General features: G+C 65.7%; 14 protein-coding genes, 1 tRNA gene and 1 pseudogene. 6 read left to right on the top strand and 10 right to left on the bottom strand.

Features of this window, described 5'->3' with window-relative positions; translation table 11 throughout:
- Positions 1-426: 426 nt before the first annotated feature.
- From DES44_RS01385 to DES44_RS01370, 4 genes are all read right to left on the bottom strand, one after another.
- Positions 427-2,202: a sigma-54-dependent transcriptional regulator gene (locus tag DES44_RS01385; RefSeq protein WP_058936540.1), complete on the bottom strand. Its 1,776-nt coding sequence runs from the start codon at positions 2,200-2,202 to the stop codon at positions 427-429.
- Positions 2,192-3,889, bottom strand: coding sequence for an ATP-binding protein (locus tag DES44_RS01380; RefSeq protein WP_058936541.1), 1,698 nt, complete (start codon positions 3,887-3,889; stop codon positions 2,192-2,194). Before DES44_RS01380 ends, DES44_RS01385 begins: the two co-directional genes overlap by 11 nt.
- A gap of 135 nt (positions 3,890-4,024) precedes the next feature.
- Positions 4,025-4,288, bottom strand: coding sequence for a PP0621 family protein (locus tag DES44_RS01375; protein ID WP_116001255.1), 264 nt, complete (start codon positions 4,286-4,288; stop codon positions 4,025-4,027).
- A 13-nt stretch (positions 4,289-4,301) separates the two neighbouring features.
- Positions 4,302-5,138: a cytochrome C assembly family protein gene (locus DES44_RS01370; protein ID WP_058936543.1), complete on the bottom strand. Its 837-nt coding sequence runs from the start codon at positions 5,136-5,138 to the stop codon at positions 4,302-4,304.
- A gap of 47 nt (positions 5,139-5,185) precedes the next feature.
- On the opposite strand from DES44_RS01370, the gene ffh reads away from it, so the two are divergent.
- Positions 5,186-6,589 carry a signal recognition particle protein gene (ffh, locus tag DES44_RS01365; protein ID WP_058936544.1) on the top strand — a complete coding sequence of 468 codons (1,404 nt, stop codon included), beginning with the start codon at positions 5,186-5,188 and terminating at the stop codon, positions 6,587-6,589.
- Between the two features lie 180 nt (positions 6,590-6,769).
- Here ffh and ftsY read toward each other — a convergent pair whose 3' ends face one another.
- On the bottom strand, positions 6,770-8,098 hold the full coding sequence (gene ftsY, locus DES44_RS01360) for a signal recognition particle-docking protein FtsY (RefSeq protein WP_198164824.1): 1,329 nt from the start codon (positions 8,096-8,098) through the stop codon (positions 6,770-6,772).
- Between the two features lie 88 nt (positions 8,099-8,186).
- Here ftsY and DES44_RS01355 point away from each other — a divergent pair.
- Positions 8,187-8,263 (top strand) — tRNA-Met (locus DES44_RS01355).
- Positions 8,264-8,972: 709 nt separating this feature from the next.
- Here DES44_RS01355 and DES44_RS01350 read toward each other — a convergent pair.
- The 4 genes and pseudogenes from DES44_RS01350 to DES44_RS01335 form a co-directional block, all read right to left on the bottom strand.
- Positions 8,973-9,833 carry an SRA domain-containing endonuclease gene (locus DES44_RS01350; RefSeq protein WP_232309840.1) on the bottom strand — a complete coding sequence of 287 codons (861 nt, stop codon included), beginning with the start codon at positions 9,831-9,833 and terminating at the stop codon, positions 8,973-8,975.
- A 627-nt stretch (positions 9,834-10,460) separates the two neighbouring features.
- Positions 10,461-10,778, bottom strand: a complete 318-nt coding sequence (locus DES44_RS01345) for a hypothetical protein (protein ID WP_147306912.1) — start codon at positions 10,776-10,778, stop codon at positions 10,461-10,463.
- Positions 10,779-10,876: 98 nt separating this feature from the next.
- Positions 10,877-11,353: a hypothetical protein gene (locus DES44_RS01340; RefSeq protein ID WP_233441630.1), complete on the bottom strand. Its 477-nt coding sequence runs from the start codon at positions 11,351-11,353 to the stop codon at positions 10,877-10,879.
- Positions 11,354-11,491: 138 nt separating this feature from the next.
- Positions 11,492-12,247 (bottom strand): annotated as a pseudogene (locus DES44_RS01335) (sulfite exporter TauE/SafE family protein).
- Positions 12,248-12,355: 108 nt separating this feature from the next.
- Between DES44_RS01335 and DES44_RS01330 the strand changes: the two are divergent.
- A complete protein-coding gene (locus DES44_RS01330) occupies positions 12,356-13,108 on the top strand; it encodes an alpha/beta fold hydrolase (RefSeq protein WP_083525848.1) in 753 nt (250 codons plus the stop codon).
- Between the two features lie 196 nt (positions 13,109-13,304).
- Here the strand turns inward: DES44_RS01330 and DES44_RS01325 are convergent, their stop codons facing one another.
- Entirely contained in the window at positions 13,305-13,895 is a 591-nt protein-coding gene (locus DES44_RS01325) for a hypothetical protein (RefSeq protein WP_058936548.1), read from the bottom strand.
- A gap of 373 nt (positions 13,896-14,268) precedes the next feature.
- Here DES44_RS01325 and DES44_RS01320 point away from each other — a divergent pair, with 373 nt between their 5' ends.
- Genes DES44_RS01320 through DES44_RS01310 form a run of 3 tightly spaced genes read left to right on the top strand, consistent with a single transcriptional unit; the run spans position 14,269 to position 15,999 of the window.
- The gene (locus tag DES44_RS01320; protein ID WP_310732321.1) at positions 14,269-14,949 is read left to right on the top strand and encodes a helix-turn-helix transcriptional regulator; all 681 of its coding nucleotides are present in this window, start codon (positions 14,269-14,271) and stop codon (positions 14,947-14,949) included.
- A gap of 55 nt (positions 14,950-15,004) precedes the next feature.
- Complete coding sequence (locus DES44_RS01315; protein WP_058936550.1) at positions 15,005-15,373, top strand: VOC family protein; 369 nt, start codon at positions 15,005-15,007, stop codon at positions 15,371-15,373.
- A gap of 44 nt (positions 15,374-15,417) precedes the next feature.
- Positions 15,418-15,999, top strand: coding sequence for a DNA-3-methyladenine glycosylase (locus tag DES44_RS01310; RefSeq protein ID WP_058936551.1), 582 nt, complete (start codon positions 15,418-15,420; stop codon positions 15,997-15,999).
- The last annotated feature ends 16 nt before the right edge of the window (positions 16,000-16,015 follow it).

Raw genomic sequence — 16,015 nt, 5'->3', positions numbered from 1 at the left:
TGGTTTGCGAAGTCAGCAGGATAGCATGCGAGACACTATATCTAGGGTCTGGTCTACCTTCAAGCAACTACCAATAGCGTTACGAGCTGGGAACCGACCTGGGCATGTCAGCCCTCTCAAGCCCTGTCCCCGCACAGCGCCGATGGATTCGGGACCTTCGTTTCAAGGCCAAGGATTGACGCGGCTTGCGGGCCCGAAATGCCTGCAAACACGCATCATCAAAGGGGCTCCGGCAAGGCCGGTCCGATGGGGCCATCGGGCGGCACCGGACGGCTGTCACAGGTGATCAGGACAAGCCCCATCTAGGGGCTTCCCGAAGAGACAACGACGGGGCGGTATGCGTCCATGCCTGAGCGCCAGAGGGAGGATGAGGGCGCACGCGGGCGCGCAGGATCGGCATCCGCACACCCGCGGCCGATCGCAGGATCAGTTGTCGTCAGCCCCGAGCGAAATGCCCAGGCGGGCCATGCGGTAGCGCATCTGGCGCAGCGACAGTCCGAGACTGGCGCCGGCCGCCGTCCGGTTGTTGCGGTAGTGCTCGAGCGCGCGCAGCAGCAGGCGCTTTTCCACTTCGTCCAGGTAGGTGGCCAGGTCGGACGGCAGCGGGGCTTGGCCCAGCGCCTCGGCCGGCAGCGGGACGCCTTGCGCCAGGTCGGCGGTGTCGGTCACGGCCTCCGGCACTTCCTCGGCTTCGAGCAGTGCCTCGGGCAGGTCCAGATCGGCCACATCGATGGTCTCGCCGCCGGACAGGGCCAGCGCCCGATGCAGCAGGTTCTCCAGTTCCCGCACATTGCCGGGGAAGCTGTAGCGCCCCAGCGCCGCCAGGCCCTGCGCCGTCAGTTGCGGCACCGGCTCCACGCCGGCGTCGGTGGCGATGCGCTCCAGCACCCGGGCGCTGATCGGCGCCAGGTCTTCCATGCGCTCGCGCAGCGGCGGCACGCGGATCTGAATGACATTCAGCCGGTAATACAAGTCCTGCCGAAACCGCCCCGCCATCACCTCGGCGGCGAGGTCCTTGTGGGTGGCGCTGAGCAGCCGGACATTGACCGGCATTTCCGCCACCGCGCCCACTGGACGCACCGAACGTTCCTGCAGCGCGCGCAGCAGCTTGGACTGCATCGCCAGCGGCAGGTCGCCGATTTCGTCGAGGAACAGCGTGCCGCCCTGGGCGGCCTGGAAGAAACCTTCGCGGTCTTCGGTGGCACCGGTGAAGGCGCCCTTGCGATAGCCGAAGAACTCGGCCTCCAGCAACTGCTCGGGAATGGCGCCGCAGTTGACGGCAATAAAGGGTTGGGGACGGCGGGCGCTGACATCGTGGATGGCGCGGGCCACCAGTTCCTTGCCGGTGCCCGACTCGCCATTGAGCAGCACCGGCGCCATGCTGCGCGCCACCTTCTCGATGAGCTGACGCACCTGACGCATGGCGGCCGAATCACCGACCAGCCGCTCCAGCGCTGACACCGGCCCGGCCGCTGCCACGCGGCCTCGCGGCAGCGCCGCCTTGCGAGAGGCTTCGACCATCGCGGCACCCATGGGCGTGACGGTCGGCGCATCGGACTCGTGCGGCGGTGGGGAGGCGAGCGGCGCGGGGGACAGCGGGCGGTTGCCAAACATCGTTGGCGCAGGCGCAGTGGCCGAAGCCGACGCTGAGGCGTAGGACGGCTGGGATGCCGGTGAGGCCGGTGAGGACGGTGAGGCCGGCACCGCGGAAGCCGCGGAGGAAGGCGACGCCGCCGACACCGCGCCCGTTGCCGGGAATGGCGCAGGCCCGCCCGCGCTGCCGGGCGACGGTGCACGCGCGGCCATCGTGGAGGCCGACGACTCGGGTCGGGGCACCCGTCCCAGCGCCGAGGCGACCACCATGCGGAACTGGCGCAGGTCCACCGGCTTGGTCAGGTAGTCATAGGCGCCGGCCTTCAAGGCTTCCACCGCATTCTCGGGCGAGCCATAGGCGGTGATCACGATGGCGCGCTCGCTGCGGCCGCGCTGCTCCAGCCACCGCAGCACATCCAGTCCGGTGCCGTCCGGCAGTCGCATGTCGGTGATGACGGCGTCGTAGCGCTTGCTGTCCAGCAGCGCCAGCGCATCTTCAACGGTGCCGGCGCTGTCCAGTGCAAAACCTTCCCGCAACAGCGTCATCTCATACAGGGTGCGCAGGTCGGGTTCGTCATCGACCACCAGCAGTCGGGAATCAGCGCTCATGGGTAGTGTCTTGGCCAGCAGGAGAGGCGAGGCGGGGCAGCAGCACACGGAACTCATTCACGTGCTGCGACTCCTGACGGTGGAAGTCGATCTTGGCACCGTACCGCTCGCAGAGTTCCCGACAAATGTACAGGCCCAGGCCCGTGCCTCGGCTTCGGGTTGAAAAGAATGGTTCGAACAAGTGTCGTTCTACCTCGGCCGGGATGGGATCGGCGTCGCTCAGCACCGACAGACGGACCCACTCCGTGCCTTCCTGCATCACTTCCACACGCACGGCCGCCGGCATCGGGCGGGCATGGCGCAGGCCGTTGTCCAGCAGATTGATCAGGACGCGGCGCAGGTGGTGCGGGTCGAAGCTCACCGTGGCTGTCTCGTCCAGGCTGATGGCCAGGCGCAGGGGGCTGGTGTCGTCCTGGGGCAGTCGCTGGGTGGCGGCCCAGTCCGTGCAGTATTCACGCACCAGCGGGGGTAACTGCACCGTCTGGGGGATGGAGGCAACGCCGGGGGCCACCTCCATCACATCGTCCACGATGCGCTTGAGCCGCTCCACATTGCCGGCCACCATGCGGGTCAGCTGCTCCAGGCGCGGCTGGCCGGCGCAGTCTTCTTCCAGCAAGGCATTGGCCTGCGCAATGGCGGTGAGCGGGTTGCGGATCTCGTGCGCGATGCCAGCCGAGACACGACCCATCGCCGCCAGCTTCTCCTGCCGGTTGCGGGCTTCGAGGTGGCGGTTGTCTTCGACGAACAGCACACACAGGTCGTCCCCGTCCAGGGACCGCATGGTGAAGCGCATGCGCACATGCAGCGAGCGCTGCAGGCCGCCGCCGAAGTCCAGCAACACGTCGCGGCCGGTGTCCGGCCAGCTGCGTTCGCTGTAGGCCTGGGTCAGCGCCCGCAGCAGGGGCGCCCAGGTGGGGGTGGCATCCAGGCGGAAGGGGCCGGGGCGCAGGGTGGCGCCTTCGGCCAGCAGCGCGCGGGCGGCGGGATTGGCGGTCCGCACCAGGCCGCGCCGGTCTGCCACCAGCACGCCTTCATCCATCTCTTCGATCACCAGGCGGTTCAGATCGGCTTGCTGGCGCGCATATTCCAGGCTGCCGCGGGCAGCGCGTTCCTCGCGGGCCAGACGGCTGGCCAGCTCATTGGCCAGCAGCGTGACGACGAACAGGCCCACGCCCAGCAAACCGGCCTGGCTGATCCGCAGGCCGCCCTCCAGGCCCATCATCACCGCCCACACCGCCACCGCCAGCAATTGCAGGCTGGACAGCGCCGCGCAGGCCAGGGCGGGCAGACGCGGCAACAGGGCGCCGGCCATGAGCACCGGCATGAACAGCAAGGCGCCATAGCTCAGGCCGGCCGGGTCCCACCATTGCAGCAGGCTGAAGAGCGCCAGGTCCACGCCGATGCTCAGCGTGATCTGGCGCCAGCTCAGCGACTGGCGGTCGGGGGTGGGCGGCCAGGTGCCGCCGCCGAACCAGCGGGGCAGGATCCAGGCCAGCACTGCCTGCACGCCGTAGAGCAGCGACAGCCAGGCCGCCCAGGCACTGGGCCGGGCGCCCATCAGGCTCGCCAGCGACTGGGTGGCCAGCAGCGCCAGGCTCAGCGTGGCACGCGCGCCCATGAAGGCGCGGTACAGGCGCTGGGTGGTGCTGATGCCGGAGGCGCGGGCGGAAGTGTCGGACAAGGGCATGGCGGGCGGTCGGGGCGGTCGGTGCTGTGCGGTGCTGTGCGGTCTGTGCGGTTGGGACGATCAGTGCGGGCGGGCTCGGGCGGACTGCGGACTCGAGCGGGCGTCAGCAGTGCGCGGGTGGGTGGCGCCCCAACATCAGGTCAGCCGGGCCTCGAACCGACTGCGATGCTCCGCGCAGCAGAAGTGGCCGCCCCGCCCTGGCAGCGCCTCGCTCACCGGCAGGTGCGTGCCACATTCGGCACAGTCCACCATGCGTTCAGGTTCCGGTTCAGCGGCGGCAGCGGCCGGCGTGGCGCTGCGCGGTGTGGGCGGCGGGGTGCTGCGCTCAGGCCGGCCGCGCTTGAAGCCCAGCACAAAGAAGAACAGTGCCAGCACCAGCACCCAGAACAAAAGTTTCATCACGACGGTCCGATCACCAGCTGCGCTGCAACACCACTTCCAGCACAAAACGCGATCCGGCATAGGACAGGAGCAGCAACCCTGCCCCGAAGTACAGCCATCGCGTGGCCCGGCGTCCGCGCCATCCGAACACACGGCGTCCGGTCAGCAGCCCGGTCAGCACCACCCAGCCCATCACCGCGAACAGAGTCTTGTGGTCCCAGCGCCAGGTCGGGCTGAAGGCCCAGCCCAGCAGCAGGGCCAGCGACAGTACCACCACACCGGCGCCGACAAACTGAAAGGTCAGCCGCTCCAGCCGCAGCAGCGGCGTGGCCAGCATCGGGCCGCCCTGCCCTTTCTGCGCCCGCATCTGCTTCTCGGCCCGGTTGAGCATCACCGCATGCATCACCGCCACGCCGCACAGGCCGTAGGACGCCAGCCCCATCGCCCAGTGCAACGGCGCCAGCGCGGAACCGGCCTGTGGGCGATACTCGCCAGGGAACAGCCACGCCAGCAACATCACGATCAGGCCCAGCACACTCAACCAGCGCTGGGCCGAGGGCAGCGGCAGAAAGCGACTCTCCACCAAGTACACCCCCAGCACCAGCCACAGGGTCATGGACAGCGACGGGGCAAAACCGAACCGGGCGGCGTGCATCAGGGCGCCCTCCGGCCCCGGCGCACCGATGCCGGCGATGTCCGTGACCAGCGCGGCCAGGTGCAGGCACCAGGCGACGGCCAGGATGGCGCGCCAGGTATTGGGTCGACGGGTGGCCCAGACGGCGGCCAGCGTGTAAGCCAGAACACCGGTCATGCTGAGCAGTGTCAGCAGCAGGCCGGCGGGCTGTTCCGATCCGAACGATAAAATCATCCGCAAAGTGTAATGAGACCCGCCGCCTTTCAATCGGCGTTTGAACAATGGCATCCACTCTCACCGACCGCCTGAGTCGCCTCGTCAAGACGATGCGCGGGCAGGCCCGCATCACCGAAGACAACGTGCAGGACATGTTGCGGGAGGTGCGCATGGCCCTCCTGGAGGCGGACGTGGCCCTGCCCGTCGTTCGCGACTTCGTCGCCCGCGTCAAGGAAAAAGCGCTGGGCGCCGAGGTGGTGGGCTCGCTGTCCCCCGGCCAGGCGCTGGTGGGCATCGTCCACAAGGAACTCGCCGCCACCATGGGCGAGGGCATTGCGGACATCAACCTGGCCGCCCAGCCGCCCGCCATCATCCTGATGGCCGGCCTGCAGGGCGCCGGCAAGACGACCACCACCGCCAAGCTGGCCAAGCACCTGATCGAAAAGCGCAAGAAGAAGGTGCTGACGGTCTCGGCGGACGTGTATCGCCCGGCGGCCATTGAACAGCTCAAGACGGTCACCGCCCAGGCCGGCGCCGAGTGGTTCCCGTCTGCGCCGGACCAGAAACCGCATGACATCGCGCTGGCCGCCGTGGACCATGCCCGCCGTCATTTCTTTGATGTGCTGCTGGTGGACACGGCCGGCCGCCTGGCCATCGACGAAGCCTTGATGGCGGAAATCCGTGACCTGCACGCCACACTCAAGCCGGTCGAAACCCTGTTCGTGGTGGACGCCATGCAGGGTCAGGACGCGATCAACACCGCCAAGGCCTTCAAGGAGGCCCTGCCGCTGACCGGTATCGTGCTGACCAAGCTGGACGGCGACTCGCGCGGTGGTGCGGCGCTGTCGGTGCGGCAGATCACTGGCGCGCCCATCAAGTTCGCGGGCGTGTCGGAGAAGATCGACGGCCTGGAAGTCTTCGATGCGGAGCGCCACGCCGGCCGCGTGCTGGGCATGGGCGACATCGTGGCCCTGGTGGAGGAAGTCCAGAAGGGCGTGGACGTCGAGGCGGCGCAGAAGCTGGCCGAGAAGCTCAAGTCCGGAGACGGCTTTGACCTGAACGACTTCCTGGCCCAGATTTCCCAGATGAAGAAGATGGGGGGCCTGTCCGGCCTGATGGACAAGCTGCCCACCCAGATGACGGCCAAGGCCGGCGCCGCCGACATGGACAAGGCCGAACGCGACATGAAGCGCATGGAGGGCATCCTTAATGCGATGACCGCCAAGGAGCGCCGCCAGCCGTCGCTGCTGATGGACGGCAAGTCCAAGGCCAGCCGCAAGCGCCGGATTGCCGCCGGTGCCGGCGTCCAGATCCAGGAAGTCAACCGCCTGCTCAATCAGTTTGACCAGATGCAGGGGATGATGAAGAAGATGAAGGGCGGCGGCCTGATGAAGATGATGAAGAAGCTCGGCGGCATGAAGGGCATGAAAGGCATGATGGGCGGCGGGGGCGGCGGCATGCCGTTCTGACCGAGGACGGTCGGTGGCGCCGCCTATTGGCTGGCGACCTTCCGCCCGGTCCTGGCCTCCATAACGAAGGGCTCCCGAGGGAGCCCTTTTGTTTGTGCGTGACTGCTGTGCTTCAGCGTTAGGCCTGAGTCTTGTGGCTGACTCTTGTGCCCGACGCGCTCTGCCCCGCGTCGCCAGTGATTACTCGAGCAGCGCTTGCGCGAATTCGCGCGCGTCGAAAGTCTGGAGGTCTTCCAGCTTCTCGCCCACGCCGATGAAGTACACCGGCACCGGCCGCTCCCGCGCGATGGCGGCCAGCACGCCACCCTTGGCCGTGCCGTCCAGCTTGGTGACGATCAAGGCCGTCAGGCCCAGCGCCTCGTCGAAGGCCTTGACCTGGGTCAGCGCGTTCTGGCCGGTGTTGCCGTCCACCACCAGCAGCACTTCATGCGGCGCGCCTTCCTGGGCCTTGCCGATCACACGCTTGATCTTCTTGAGCTCTTCCATCAGGTGGAGCTGGGTCGGCAGACGGCCGGCCGTGTCGGCGATCACGACATCCGCACCGCGCGAGCGGCCAGCCACCACCGCGTCGAAGGTGACGGCCGAGGGGTCGCCGCCTTCCTGGCTGACGATCTGCACGCGGTTGCGGTCGGCCCAGACCGACAGCTGTTCGCGAGCCGCGGCGCGGAAGGTGTCGGCGGCGGCGAGCAGCACGTTGGCTTCTGCATCCGCCAGATGGCGGGTGAGCTTGCCGATGCTGGTGGTCTTGCCGGCGCCGTTCACGCCCACCACCATCATCACGGTGGGCGAGTGCTCACCGATGACGAGTTGACGCTGCAGCGGCTGGAGCAGTTCGGTGAGGGCATCGACCAGCAACAGGCGGACGGCTGCGGGGTCGGTGGCTTTCGTTTCCTTGACCCGGCGCTTGAGGTCCTGCAGCAGGAATTCAGTGGCCTTGACGCCCGCGTCGGCCATCAGGAGCGCGGCTTCCAGCTCTTCATACAGCTCGTCGCTGATCTGGGTGCCGGTGAACACCTGGGCAATGCTGGAGCCGGTCTTGCGGAGACCCTGGCGGAGCTTGTCCATCCAGCTCTTGCGGGGGGCGGGTTCCGGGGCGGCGAGGGGGGAGGCGACCGGGGCGGAGATCGGGGCGGGACTGGCGGAGACCGGCGCCGGAGGCGGTGCGGTAACGCGGGCCGGTGCGGCGACAGGGGCCGTTGCGGCTACAGGGACCGGGGGAGAAGCCGGGACCGGCGGAGAAACAGGCGCCGGTGCGGCCACGACGGCGGGCGCGGAAGTAGGCTGCGCGGGGGCAGGAATTGCCGGGCTCGCTGGGACCGTCGCCACTGGCTGTTGGGGCGGTGCGACAGCCGCAGGGGACGCCGAAGGCGCCGCCGGTGCCGAGGCTGCCGACGGTGCAGCAACGGGGGCTACCGCCGGGGCGGGCGCAGGCGCAGGCGCCGGAGCCGGTTCCGCAGCGGGGGTGGCATCGGAACCGAAGCCCAGTTTTTTCTTGATGAAGCTGAACATGAAGGGGACTGCTCGCCGTTTCGATCGCCTTTTTTCGGCGGGGCTTGCATTGTCGTAGAAAACCTTGCTATAGTCGCGTTCTTCGCAAGGCGCTTTAGCTCAGCCGGTTAGAGCGACGGAATCATAATCCGCAGGTCCGGGGTTCGAATCCCTGAAGCGCCACCAAACAACATCTACTCGCCCAATAAGCGTTTAGATCGAAAAAGCCACCCTTGAGGTGGCTTTTTTCTTTGGTCAAACTTCACTCATGTAGCCAGCGCGCGGGTCACTTCTTGGGGCATCTCGAGCGCGCTTAACGCAACGGACCCTGCGATAGTTGCGCTGCAAAGGCCGCAGCGGACGCCCCCCCCCCCCCGATCATGCAAGCGAAGTGGGCGCCCAGCAGCGGACATGATGTCTGTTCATCCCTCCCCATCCAGCACGAAAGTCCGGAACACCGCGCTCGAAAACTTCGGCGCAGGGCCTATGACGTTGCAGACAACCAGCCCATTCATCGACTGAACCGCTGGCGCACTTCGACTATCCGGCTCACCAAGTGAACCTCAGCCATCGGCTTCGGGTTCGCGGTCTGATGAAGCATCCGCATCGTCTAGTAAACCGCCCCGAAGCGCCGGCCAAAGGCAGTTCAGGCAACGACAGGTGCTACTGCGTGTCGGCGAAGTGTCATCGTCTGGCGCACGCTTTCGCCAGACGCTCGGCAGGTTTGCAGCCGCTTCTGCTGCGGCAAGTTCTTCGAGAGTCACCTTCAGCACTCCAAATCTGAGTTCAATACCGCGCTCAAGAGGCGGACGGTCTATTGCCACCCACGGAGCGCCTTGCGCATGCGCCGTCTTACCGGCAATCAGCACGCTCAGGAGAGAAGTAAATGGGTTCTCTACGCACCCTCCGCCTCCCTTTGCTCAGTACGCTGCTTGAGCGCTGCATTCTTCGCTGAGCCTTGATCCCCGTAATGAATCTCTCGATGACATGCGGGGCAAAGAGCCGCAACGCACGAGGGATGGTCCAAGCCACCATCGGAAAGTCGAGTGATATGGTGCGGCTCAAGGTAAGGCGATCCGTCGGCCCGGACGAAGGGCGCCGGTCTGTCGCAGCTTTCGCATACACCTGCAGCGCGCAGAAGCACGTAATCGCGCACCGCTCGGCTTCGCTCGTACACAGCGCGGAGCGCGTGCATGCCGCCAAGCCCCTCACGCGGCTTAAGCGCTGCGAGTGCACGGCTACGGGCCTCTTGCAGTGACTTTGGCTGAACGTACCCAGCAGCCACTTCAACAGGAAGCACCGCGTCCTCTTCCAACGTCCGCACGGGAAGGAGATGAAACACGATCAGCTTCCGCGGGTCGCCATTTCGGTCCGGCCCGATAGGGCACGTGTGGTTGGCGTAGATGAACTCACCTTTGTACTGTTGGCCCTTCCCCTTACCCAAAGCCTTGAACACGTGCAGAGATCTTCCATCCTGGGCGTGCCGAGCAATAGCCAAGTTACCGTTGGTCATCTTCATATCTCCGACCTGACCCTCACCGGTGTACGAAAAAACTCCGTTCTCGTCGAAATGATCCTTGTAGCCATACTGCTCACCAGACTCGCCGGTGAACAGAAAAACTGCTGGGGCGCGCCTTGACGGGGCAATCCCGCTTTGCCTGCTGCCGCCGAACGGGTCGTTGATCTCGGGCCAACGGTCGTACACGCGGTTCAATTCAAACCGCAAGACATAGCTGTCAGCATTCACTTGTGCCATCCCCCCTCGTCTCGTTATCAGACTTTGACGGAATACATGCCGCCCATGGACGCAATAAGGCGGGTCCATCCTTTACCAGTATTTTGGCCCCGAGCGTCCTTAAAAGGTGACTTCACCGCAACGGCCGTTACCCCCATTCAGGCGTAAGCTCCCCTCGCAAAGCAGACAGTGTCGCAATCAACTATCGTTGAGCGCGGTTAAGAAAGCAGCATGATCACGATCTCAAAGCCCTATGCCCCTATGATCATCGCCGCAGTCCGCGACGCGGTGATTTACCAAGAGGGTCTGCTTCGGAGTGAGACGCTTCGTGATCGTGCCGACCACGAAGAGCACTACATGCATTTGACGCAGTTCTTCGAGTATGTACAGAACGAATAAAAGCGTCACGAAGAAGAGATCGGCTGCCCGCTCGAGAAACTTCTGTAAATCCCATCAAGGCCCAAACCCCGAAGTTGCCGACGGCAGTCCTCCGCATTTGTAGTTGGGTCCTGCGCCGCGTGATCAGCGGCGCTCACTCAACCGGAGGCAGAAAAACACTCCAGGCTCAATAGCCTCGTGTAAGACCTGAGTCTGCCGCCAAAGGCAAAGCCTTTACAGCGGACCCGGTGAAGTTCCCCCCCTCCCGACCTACGCGCTTGGCGGCAGCTTCGCCGCACGCGCACTGACCCGCTGCCGGATCGCCTCACGCCACACCTCTTCATTCGGTTCAAGCGCAGGAAACGCCACTACAGCCGGATTGATCACTTCCCCCATGATCGTCGCCATGACTCGTCCAACGGCTTGCTTCAAGTCTCTATGCGCCGTCTCGGGGATCGTGGCGAGCGCATTCGCCAGCGCATCGTCCAGCGCCGCCATCGCATCGATGCCTCCATCGCGCAGCGCTCTTGCGCATTCAATCGTCGGCAAGTTCATCCGGCATTCCTGTTCAGTCAATGAATCAATCACGCAAAGGGTAACCCAATCGATGCGCGACCCGGCCCACCGCCAACCGTGGCGCCACTCAATCGCCAGCCGTTGGATCCCTCACATGGAATTCCGTCGCGTCAAGCAAGGGCCTTTGGCTGCTCGTTGAAGCACATCACCAGGTCGCGCACAGACTTCACCCTGCCGTAGTAGGGATTCGCCTCGATGTGGTCGAGGGATCGTCCGGTGCGCCTCGCCACCTCGGGCGCAACAGCCATGTCCAGGGCGTCAGAATCAATCAACAGCGTTGGTAGCGTGTCGGACGCCAGCACCGGAAACGATGGATGCGCGAACGCAAGCTCCTCCTGGAGCGCCTCATACACCGCGCGAATGATCCAGGTGTCCACCCGGCGTGTATCAAAGCTCCTGGCGAATTGGCAGATGGATTCACCGTCTCGCGAAGCCGCCAGTTCGGAGAACCGCATTCGCGCGGCCTTCGTCGTGGCCCGGACCCAAATCCCGATGAGAGCACCACCAAGACCGAGCAGCAGCAGCGCTTGAATGGTGAAGCACCAGAAGATGCCCAGCACCGCCACGCCACTCAGCCCAAAGAACACGACTCGAGAAACCCGTGACGGCGCTTGACGCTTTGGCATTCTCCGAGACGGTGTTCGCATCGCATGCTCCCAGGGCTTTCTGGAAGTTTGACACATCCGTTGAGTGCCAATCGTCGCGAACCCAGCCTCGTCGGCGAGCTAGGAAGACATCGGCCGCAGCAATGCCGGAATGGACGACGCCAGCAATGCAACGCCCGAGCCGGTGAGCAGTGCCAGGACCAGCTGACGAAACTGCGCCTCTGAGATCCCGACGTAGAGCCGGCTGCCCAGCAGCGTCGGGATCAGCATCGCTGGCGCCACGACGGCGAACAGCGGCAGCACTTCCCGCGTGACCAGCCCCTTCGACAGGTAGACCGCCATGGTCACCATCAGCGCGGAGAGATTGAAATTCTGGATGATGGCGCGTTGCTCATCCTTCGGCAGACCGCGTAGCGTGCACCACAGCGTAGGCACCGTCCCGGTGAAGCCGCCAAGCCCCCCCATGACGCCGCCGAGGCCTCCCACCACGGCATCTGCAAGCCGACCGCCGCGAGTGATCCTCGGCAGGCGCCGGGCGAGCAGCATGGCCGGACACCAGATGACCAGGAAGCCCCCCAGAATGGCCTTGAAGACCTGGGTATTGATCAGCGGGAGGATGGCCACGCCAATCGGGATGCCGACCACGCCCCCCATCAGGAATGGCGCCAATCGCTTCCAGTCGAATCCTCGACGCACTGTGAATGCCGCAATGAGCTGGCCGGTCAAGGCGCCGAAGACGGCCAGTGTGGCCGCGGTGGTCGGGTCAAGAGACCAGGCCTAGAACGACATCGCGGTCAGGCCGAATGCGAATCCATACAGGCCCTGGACAAAGCCAGCACAGATGGCGCCAATCACGACCATGGTGATTTGATCCATAGCTCCTCTTCGTCGGCGCTTCGCCTTGCATCGAGATAAACGGCCCGCATGGCAGTCCCAGGCCGGAAGTAAAGAGCCGCAGGGTTTTCGGTTGCGACTCAGCGGCGGATGCATTCTGCCCTGCCGTTGCACCGCAAGCTGGCCATTGCCGGATGGCTCCATACTTCGGCCATGACGCGCCTCGTACTGCTTCCCGGAATGGACGGAACCGGTGAGCTCTTCGACCCTTTCATTGCCGCGCTCCACGGCATCATCCCCACCTCCGTGGTCCGTTATCCGGCACACCTGGCGCGTTATGAGTCGCTCACAGCCTGGGCCAGTGCCACATTGCCGACCGACGAGCCGTACGTTCTGCTGGGCGAGTCCTTCTCCGGCCCGATTGCCCTGACCCTGGCCGCCGAACGCCCAACGGGCCTGTCCGGCTTGATCCTGTGCGCCAGCTTTGCGCGCTGCCCCAGTGTCTGGCTGACGCGCATGCGCCCCGCGCTTGGCTGGCTGCCGCCACTGCCGCCACCACGCGCACTCTTGCGTCATCTGCTCTGCAATGGCGATCAGGCGAGTCCCGAGACGTTTGCCGCATTGCAATCCGCCGTGTCCCGCTCCACGCCGAGGGTGCTGTTGGAACGACTACGGGAAGTCGCCTCGGTGGACGTCTTGGCGACTGTCAACAGGATCGAAGTCCCTCTGCTGTACCTGCATGCCCGGCAAGACCGGCTCGTCTCAATCCAATCCTTTCAAGAGATTCGCCGAGCCCGGCCCAGCACGCAGTTGGCTGAATTCGATGCGCCTCATCTGCTGCTTCAGACTGCGCCCGAGGCCACCTCATTCGCGGTGCGGGAGTTCCTGGACGCTCAGCGCTGACCGTGACCCGTGCACAGCATCCGCCCCGTCGCGCCCCGCATCCAGCAAGCTCCCGCCGCCACCCTGCCCCGCCCAGCGCCCAGCACTTTGCGGTGGCACGCCCAACCGCCGCACAAACACGTCCCGCAAATGCCGACATTCCCGGCACCCGGTTTCCCGCGCTATCGCACGGCGGTCTGAAGGCTTCCAGCCGCGGTCAGCGACGCGGCGGCACCCACTCAGTGAGCACCACCGGATGCGGCGTGTTCGTCGCCTTGCTGCGGGAGCGGCTCTTGCGCTCGAAGCCTGGCACGGTGTCCGCACTGGCCTCGGCGTACTGCGACATCGGCACCCGATGCGCATCCCAGACGCCGGTGATGTTCTCCGGTGGCACGCCGCCGCGTATCACCACCTCCTGCGACGCCTTGGCGGTGTTGAGGCTGGAGCCCTTGCCGGTCGGAAACACCCGCGCGGCTTCATACGGGTTGGTGAGGTCGTAGGACTCGCGGTCCAGCGGCTTGTTGAACCGCGCCACGCGTCCACCAGGGCCGCCTTCGCTGGCCCATGCGGAGGCCACCTTCGCGCTGCGCGTCGCAGAGACGAATTCGCTCTTGGTCTTGGCACGGCTGCCGGCGGTGATGTGCTGGCTCGCGGTCAGGTTGGGGTCGTAGCCTTCCGGCGGCCTCAGTCCACGGCGCGGATCTTCATCGCGGCGCAGGGACCGGTACAGCACATTGGGGTTCTCGCTGTCCGACTCGCCGTCCGACAGGTGATGCAGCGCGCGAGTGCGCGGCGGATGGCTGGACATGGCCGGCGCCGCGCGTCGAGGTTCCGGACCGCCCCACGACGCTGACGACATCGAAGGCGGTTGCGAATACCCCGAAGGGGCCTGCTGCCCGTAAGAAGGGCGCGGCGACGACGGACCCACAGCGGGTTGTGAATAGCCGCTGGACTGTCCATACGGGGACGCGGGGGCGTACGGTGAATACCGGGGGGGAGAAGTACGGTCGATCGGCATCTGGACTCCGAAAAATGAATGACCCGTTCGGGCTGGTCCAGCGTAGGCAGCGGGCCGTTGGCATCGGTCCCGAGGTGCGAAGCGAGCAATGCCCGCGCGAAGTGCTCGAGGTAGGATGCCGCGGTCCATTTCCTGGAGTCCGCGCGTGACACGCTCCGCTCGCTTGCTGGCGCTGATACAGACGCTTCGCCGCCATCGCCATCCGGTCACCGGCGACGCCCTAGCCTCCGGGCTTGGTATCAGCCTGCGCACGCTGTACCGGGACATCGCCACCTTGCAGTCCCAAGGCGCCCAGATTGATGGGGCGCCCGGCCAGGGTTACATGCTGCGCGAAGGTTTCGTGTTGCCGCCGTTGATGTTCACGTTGGAAGAAATCGAGGCGCTGGTGCTCGGCTCGCGTTGGGTCAACAGCCGGGAGGACCCCAGCCTGGCGTCTGCGGCCCGCGATGCACTGGCCAAGATCGGCGCAGTGCTGCCGCCGCACTTGCGTCACGAACTCGACACCACCACGCTGATGGTGGGTCGCTCCGACGCCCCGGGGCTGGACCGCGATGTGATGGCGCTGCTGCGCAAGGCCATCCGCAGTGAGCACAAGGTGCAGATTCAGTATCGGGACCTGCAGGACAGCGTCACCGACCGGATCGTCTGGCCCTTCGCGCTCGGGTTCTTCGACCAGGTGCAGGTGCTCGTCGCCTGGTGCGAACTTCGGGGCACGCACCGTCACTTTCGTGCAGACCGGATCGAACAGGCCCAGGTGCTGGAGGAACGTTCTCCGCGGCGCCGCACGGTCCTGATCAGGGATTGGCGCCAGCAGCAGGGTCTGCCGGCTACTGACGGAATTTGACAGACCCGCTTCCTAGCATGACCAGCACCGATTCACAAACACGGAGTTCCAGGTCATGTCTCATCCCAACTTTGTCCTTCTCTACGTCAAGAACCCCACCGACAGTGCAGCCTTCTATGCCGCCTTGCTCGGCGCACCAGTCATCGAGGCTTCGCCCACATTCGCCATGCTCAAGCTGGACTCCGGTGTCATGCTGGGGCTGTGGGCGTCTTCCGGGGTCGAGCCGGCCGCGACCGCGCCAGGAGGCTGCGAGTTGGCCATCGCGGTGGCGAATGACGAGGCCGTGCAGGCGCATCTGGAGGCATGGCAACTGGCCGGTGCCCGCTTGCTGCAGCCGCCCACCCTCATGGACTTTGGCTACACCTTCACCGTGGCCGATCCTGACGGGCATCGACTCCGGGTGTTTGCGCCGCGGCGCGCTTGACGATCATCCGCTGTTGGGTCCCCGTGACGCCACCCTCATCTTCCATGTCCTCCAGACCTGCCCTGCACTTCGACGCCGACGCCCCGCAGCTCGCCCGTGAGCTGATTGGTGCCTTGCTGCTGGTGGACGGCGTCGGAGGGCTGATCGTCGAGACCGAGGCTTATGCCATGGACGATCCAGCCTCCCACAGCCATGGCGGCCCTCGTCCGCGCAATCGGTCGATGTTCGGGCCACCCGCGCACGCCTATGTCTACCGCTCGTACGGCATTCACTGGTGCCTGAATGTGGTGTGTCGCGAGGCAGGCCATGGCGCAGCGGTGCTGATCCGCGCCTTGCAGCCGACCCATGGCGTGGCGCTGATGCGTCAGCGTCGCGGCACGGAGAATGAACGACTGCTGTGCGCCGGCCCCGGCCGTGTGGCGCAGGCCCTGGGCATCACGCAAGCGCATGACGGCCTACCGCTGGACCAGCCGCCCTTCGAGCTGCGCCCGCCCGATCATCCGGTCGAGGTGGTGACGGACGTGCGCATCGGGATTTCCAAGGCAGTTGAACTGCCGTGGCGATTCGGACTGGCCGGGTCGCGGTTCGTGAGCCGGCCTTTTCCGCGTGAGACGACGGGAGCGTAACTCCAGCACGCCCGCA

This window comes from Roseateles depolymerans, assembly GCF_003387155.1.
Lineage (GTDB): Bacteria > Pseudomonadota > Gammaproteobacteria > Burkholderiales > Burkholderiaceae_C > Roseateles > Roseateles depolymerans.
Note: the sequence above shows the minus strand (reverse complement) of the source record. Positions and strands in the feature narration are given on the sequence as shown.

What these genes read in the sequence shown, in the direction of transcription:
- DES44_RS01370 (WP_058936543.1), bottom strand. Translation starts at nt 5,138, where the DNA reads ATGATTTTATCGTTCGGATCGGAACAGCCCGCCGGCCTGCTGCTGACA.
- DES44_RS01350 (WP_232309840.1), bottom strand. Translation starts at nt 9,833, where the DNA reads ATGGCACAAGTGAATGCTGACAGCTATGTCTTGCGGTTTGAATTGAAC.
- DES44_RS01380 (WP_058936541.1), bottom strand. Translation starts at nt 3,889, where the DNA reads ATGCCCTTGTCCGACACTTCCGCCCGCGCCTCCGGCATCAGCACCACC.
- DES44_RS01315 (WP_058936550.1), top strand. Translation starts at nt 15,005, where the DNA reads ATGTCTCATCCCAACTTTGTCCTTCTCTACGTCAAGAACCCCACCGAC.
- ffh (WP_058936544.1), top strand. Translation starts at nt 5,186, where the DNA reads ATGGCATCCACTCTCACCGACCGCCTGAGTCGCCTCGTCAAGACGATG.
- DES44_RS01375 (WP_116001255.1), bottom strand. Translation starts at nt 4,288, where the DNA reads ATGAAACTTTTGTTCTGGGTGCTGGTGCTGGCACTGTTCTTCTTTGTG.
- DES44_RS01325 (WP_058936548.1), bottom strand. Translation starts at nt 13,895, where the DNA reads ATGTCCAGCCATCCGCCGCGCACTCGCGCGCTGCATCACCTGTCGGAC.
- DES44_RS01330 (WP_083525848.1), top strand. Translation starts at nt 12,356, where the DNA reads ATGCATTCTGCCCTGCCGTTGCACCGCAAGCTGGCCATTGCCGGATGG.
- DES44_RS01310 (WP_058936551.1), top strand. Translation starts at nt 15,418, where the DNA reads ATGTCCTCCAGACCTGCCCTGCACTTCGACGCCGACGCCCCGCAGCTC.
- DES44_RS01385 (WP_058936540.1), bottom strand. Translation starts at nt 2,202, where the DNA reads ATGAGCGCTGATTCCCGACTGCTGGTGGTCGATGACGAACCCGACCTG.
- ftsY (WP_198164824.1), bottom strand. Translation starts at nt 8,098, where the DNA reads ATGTTCAGCTTCATCAAGAAAAAACTGGGCTTCGGTTCCGATGCCACC.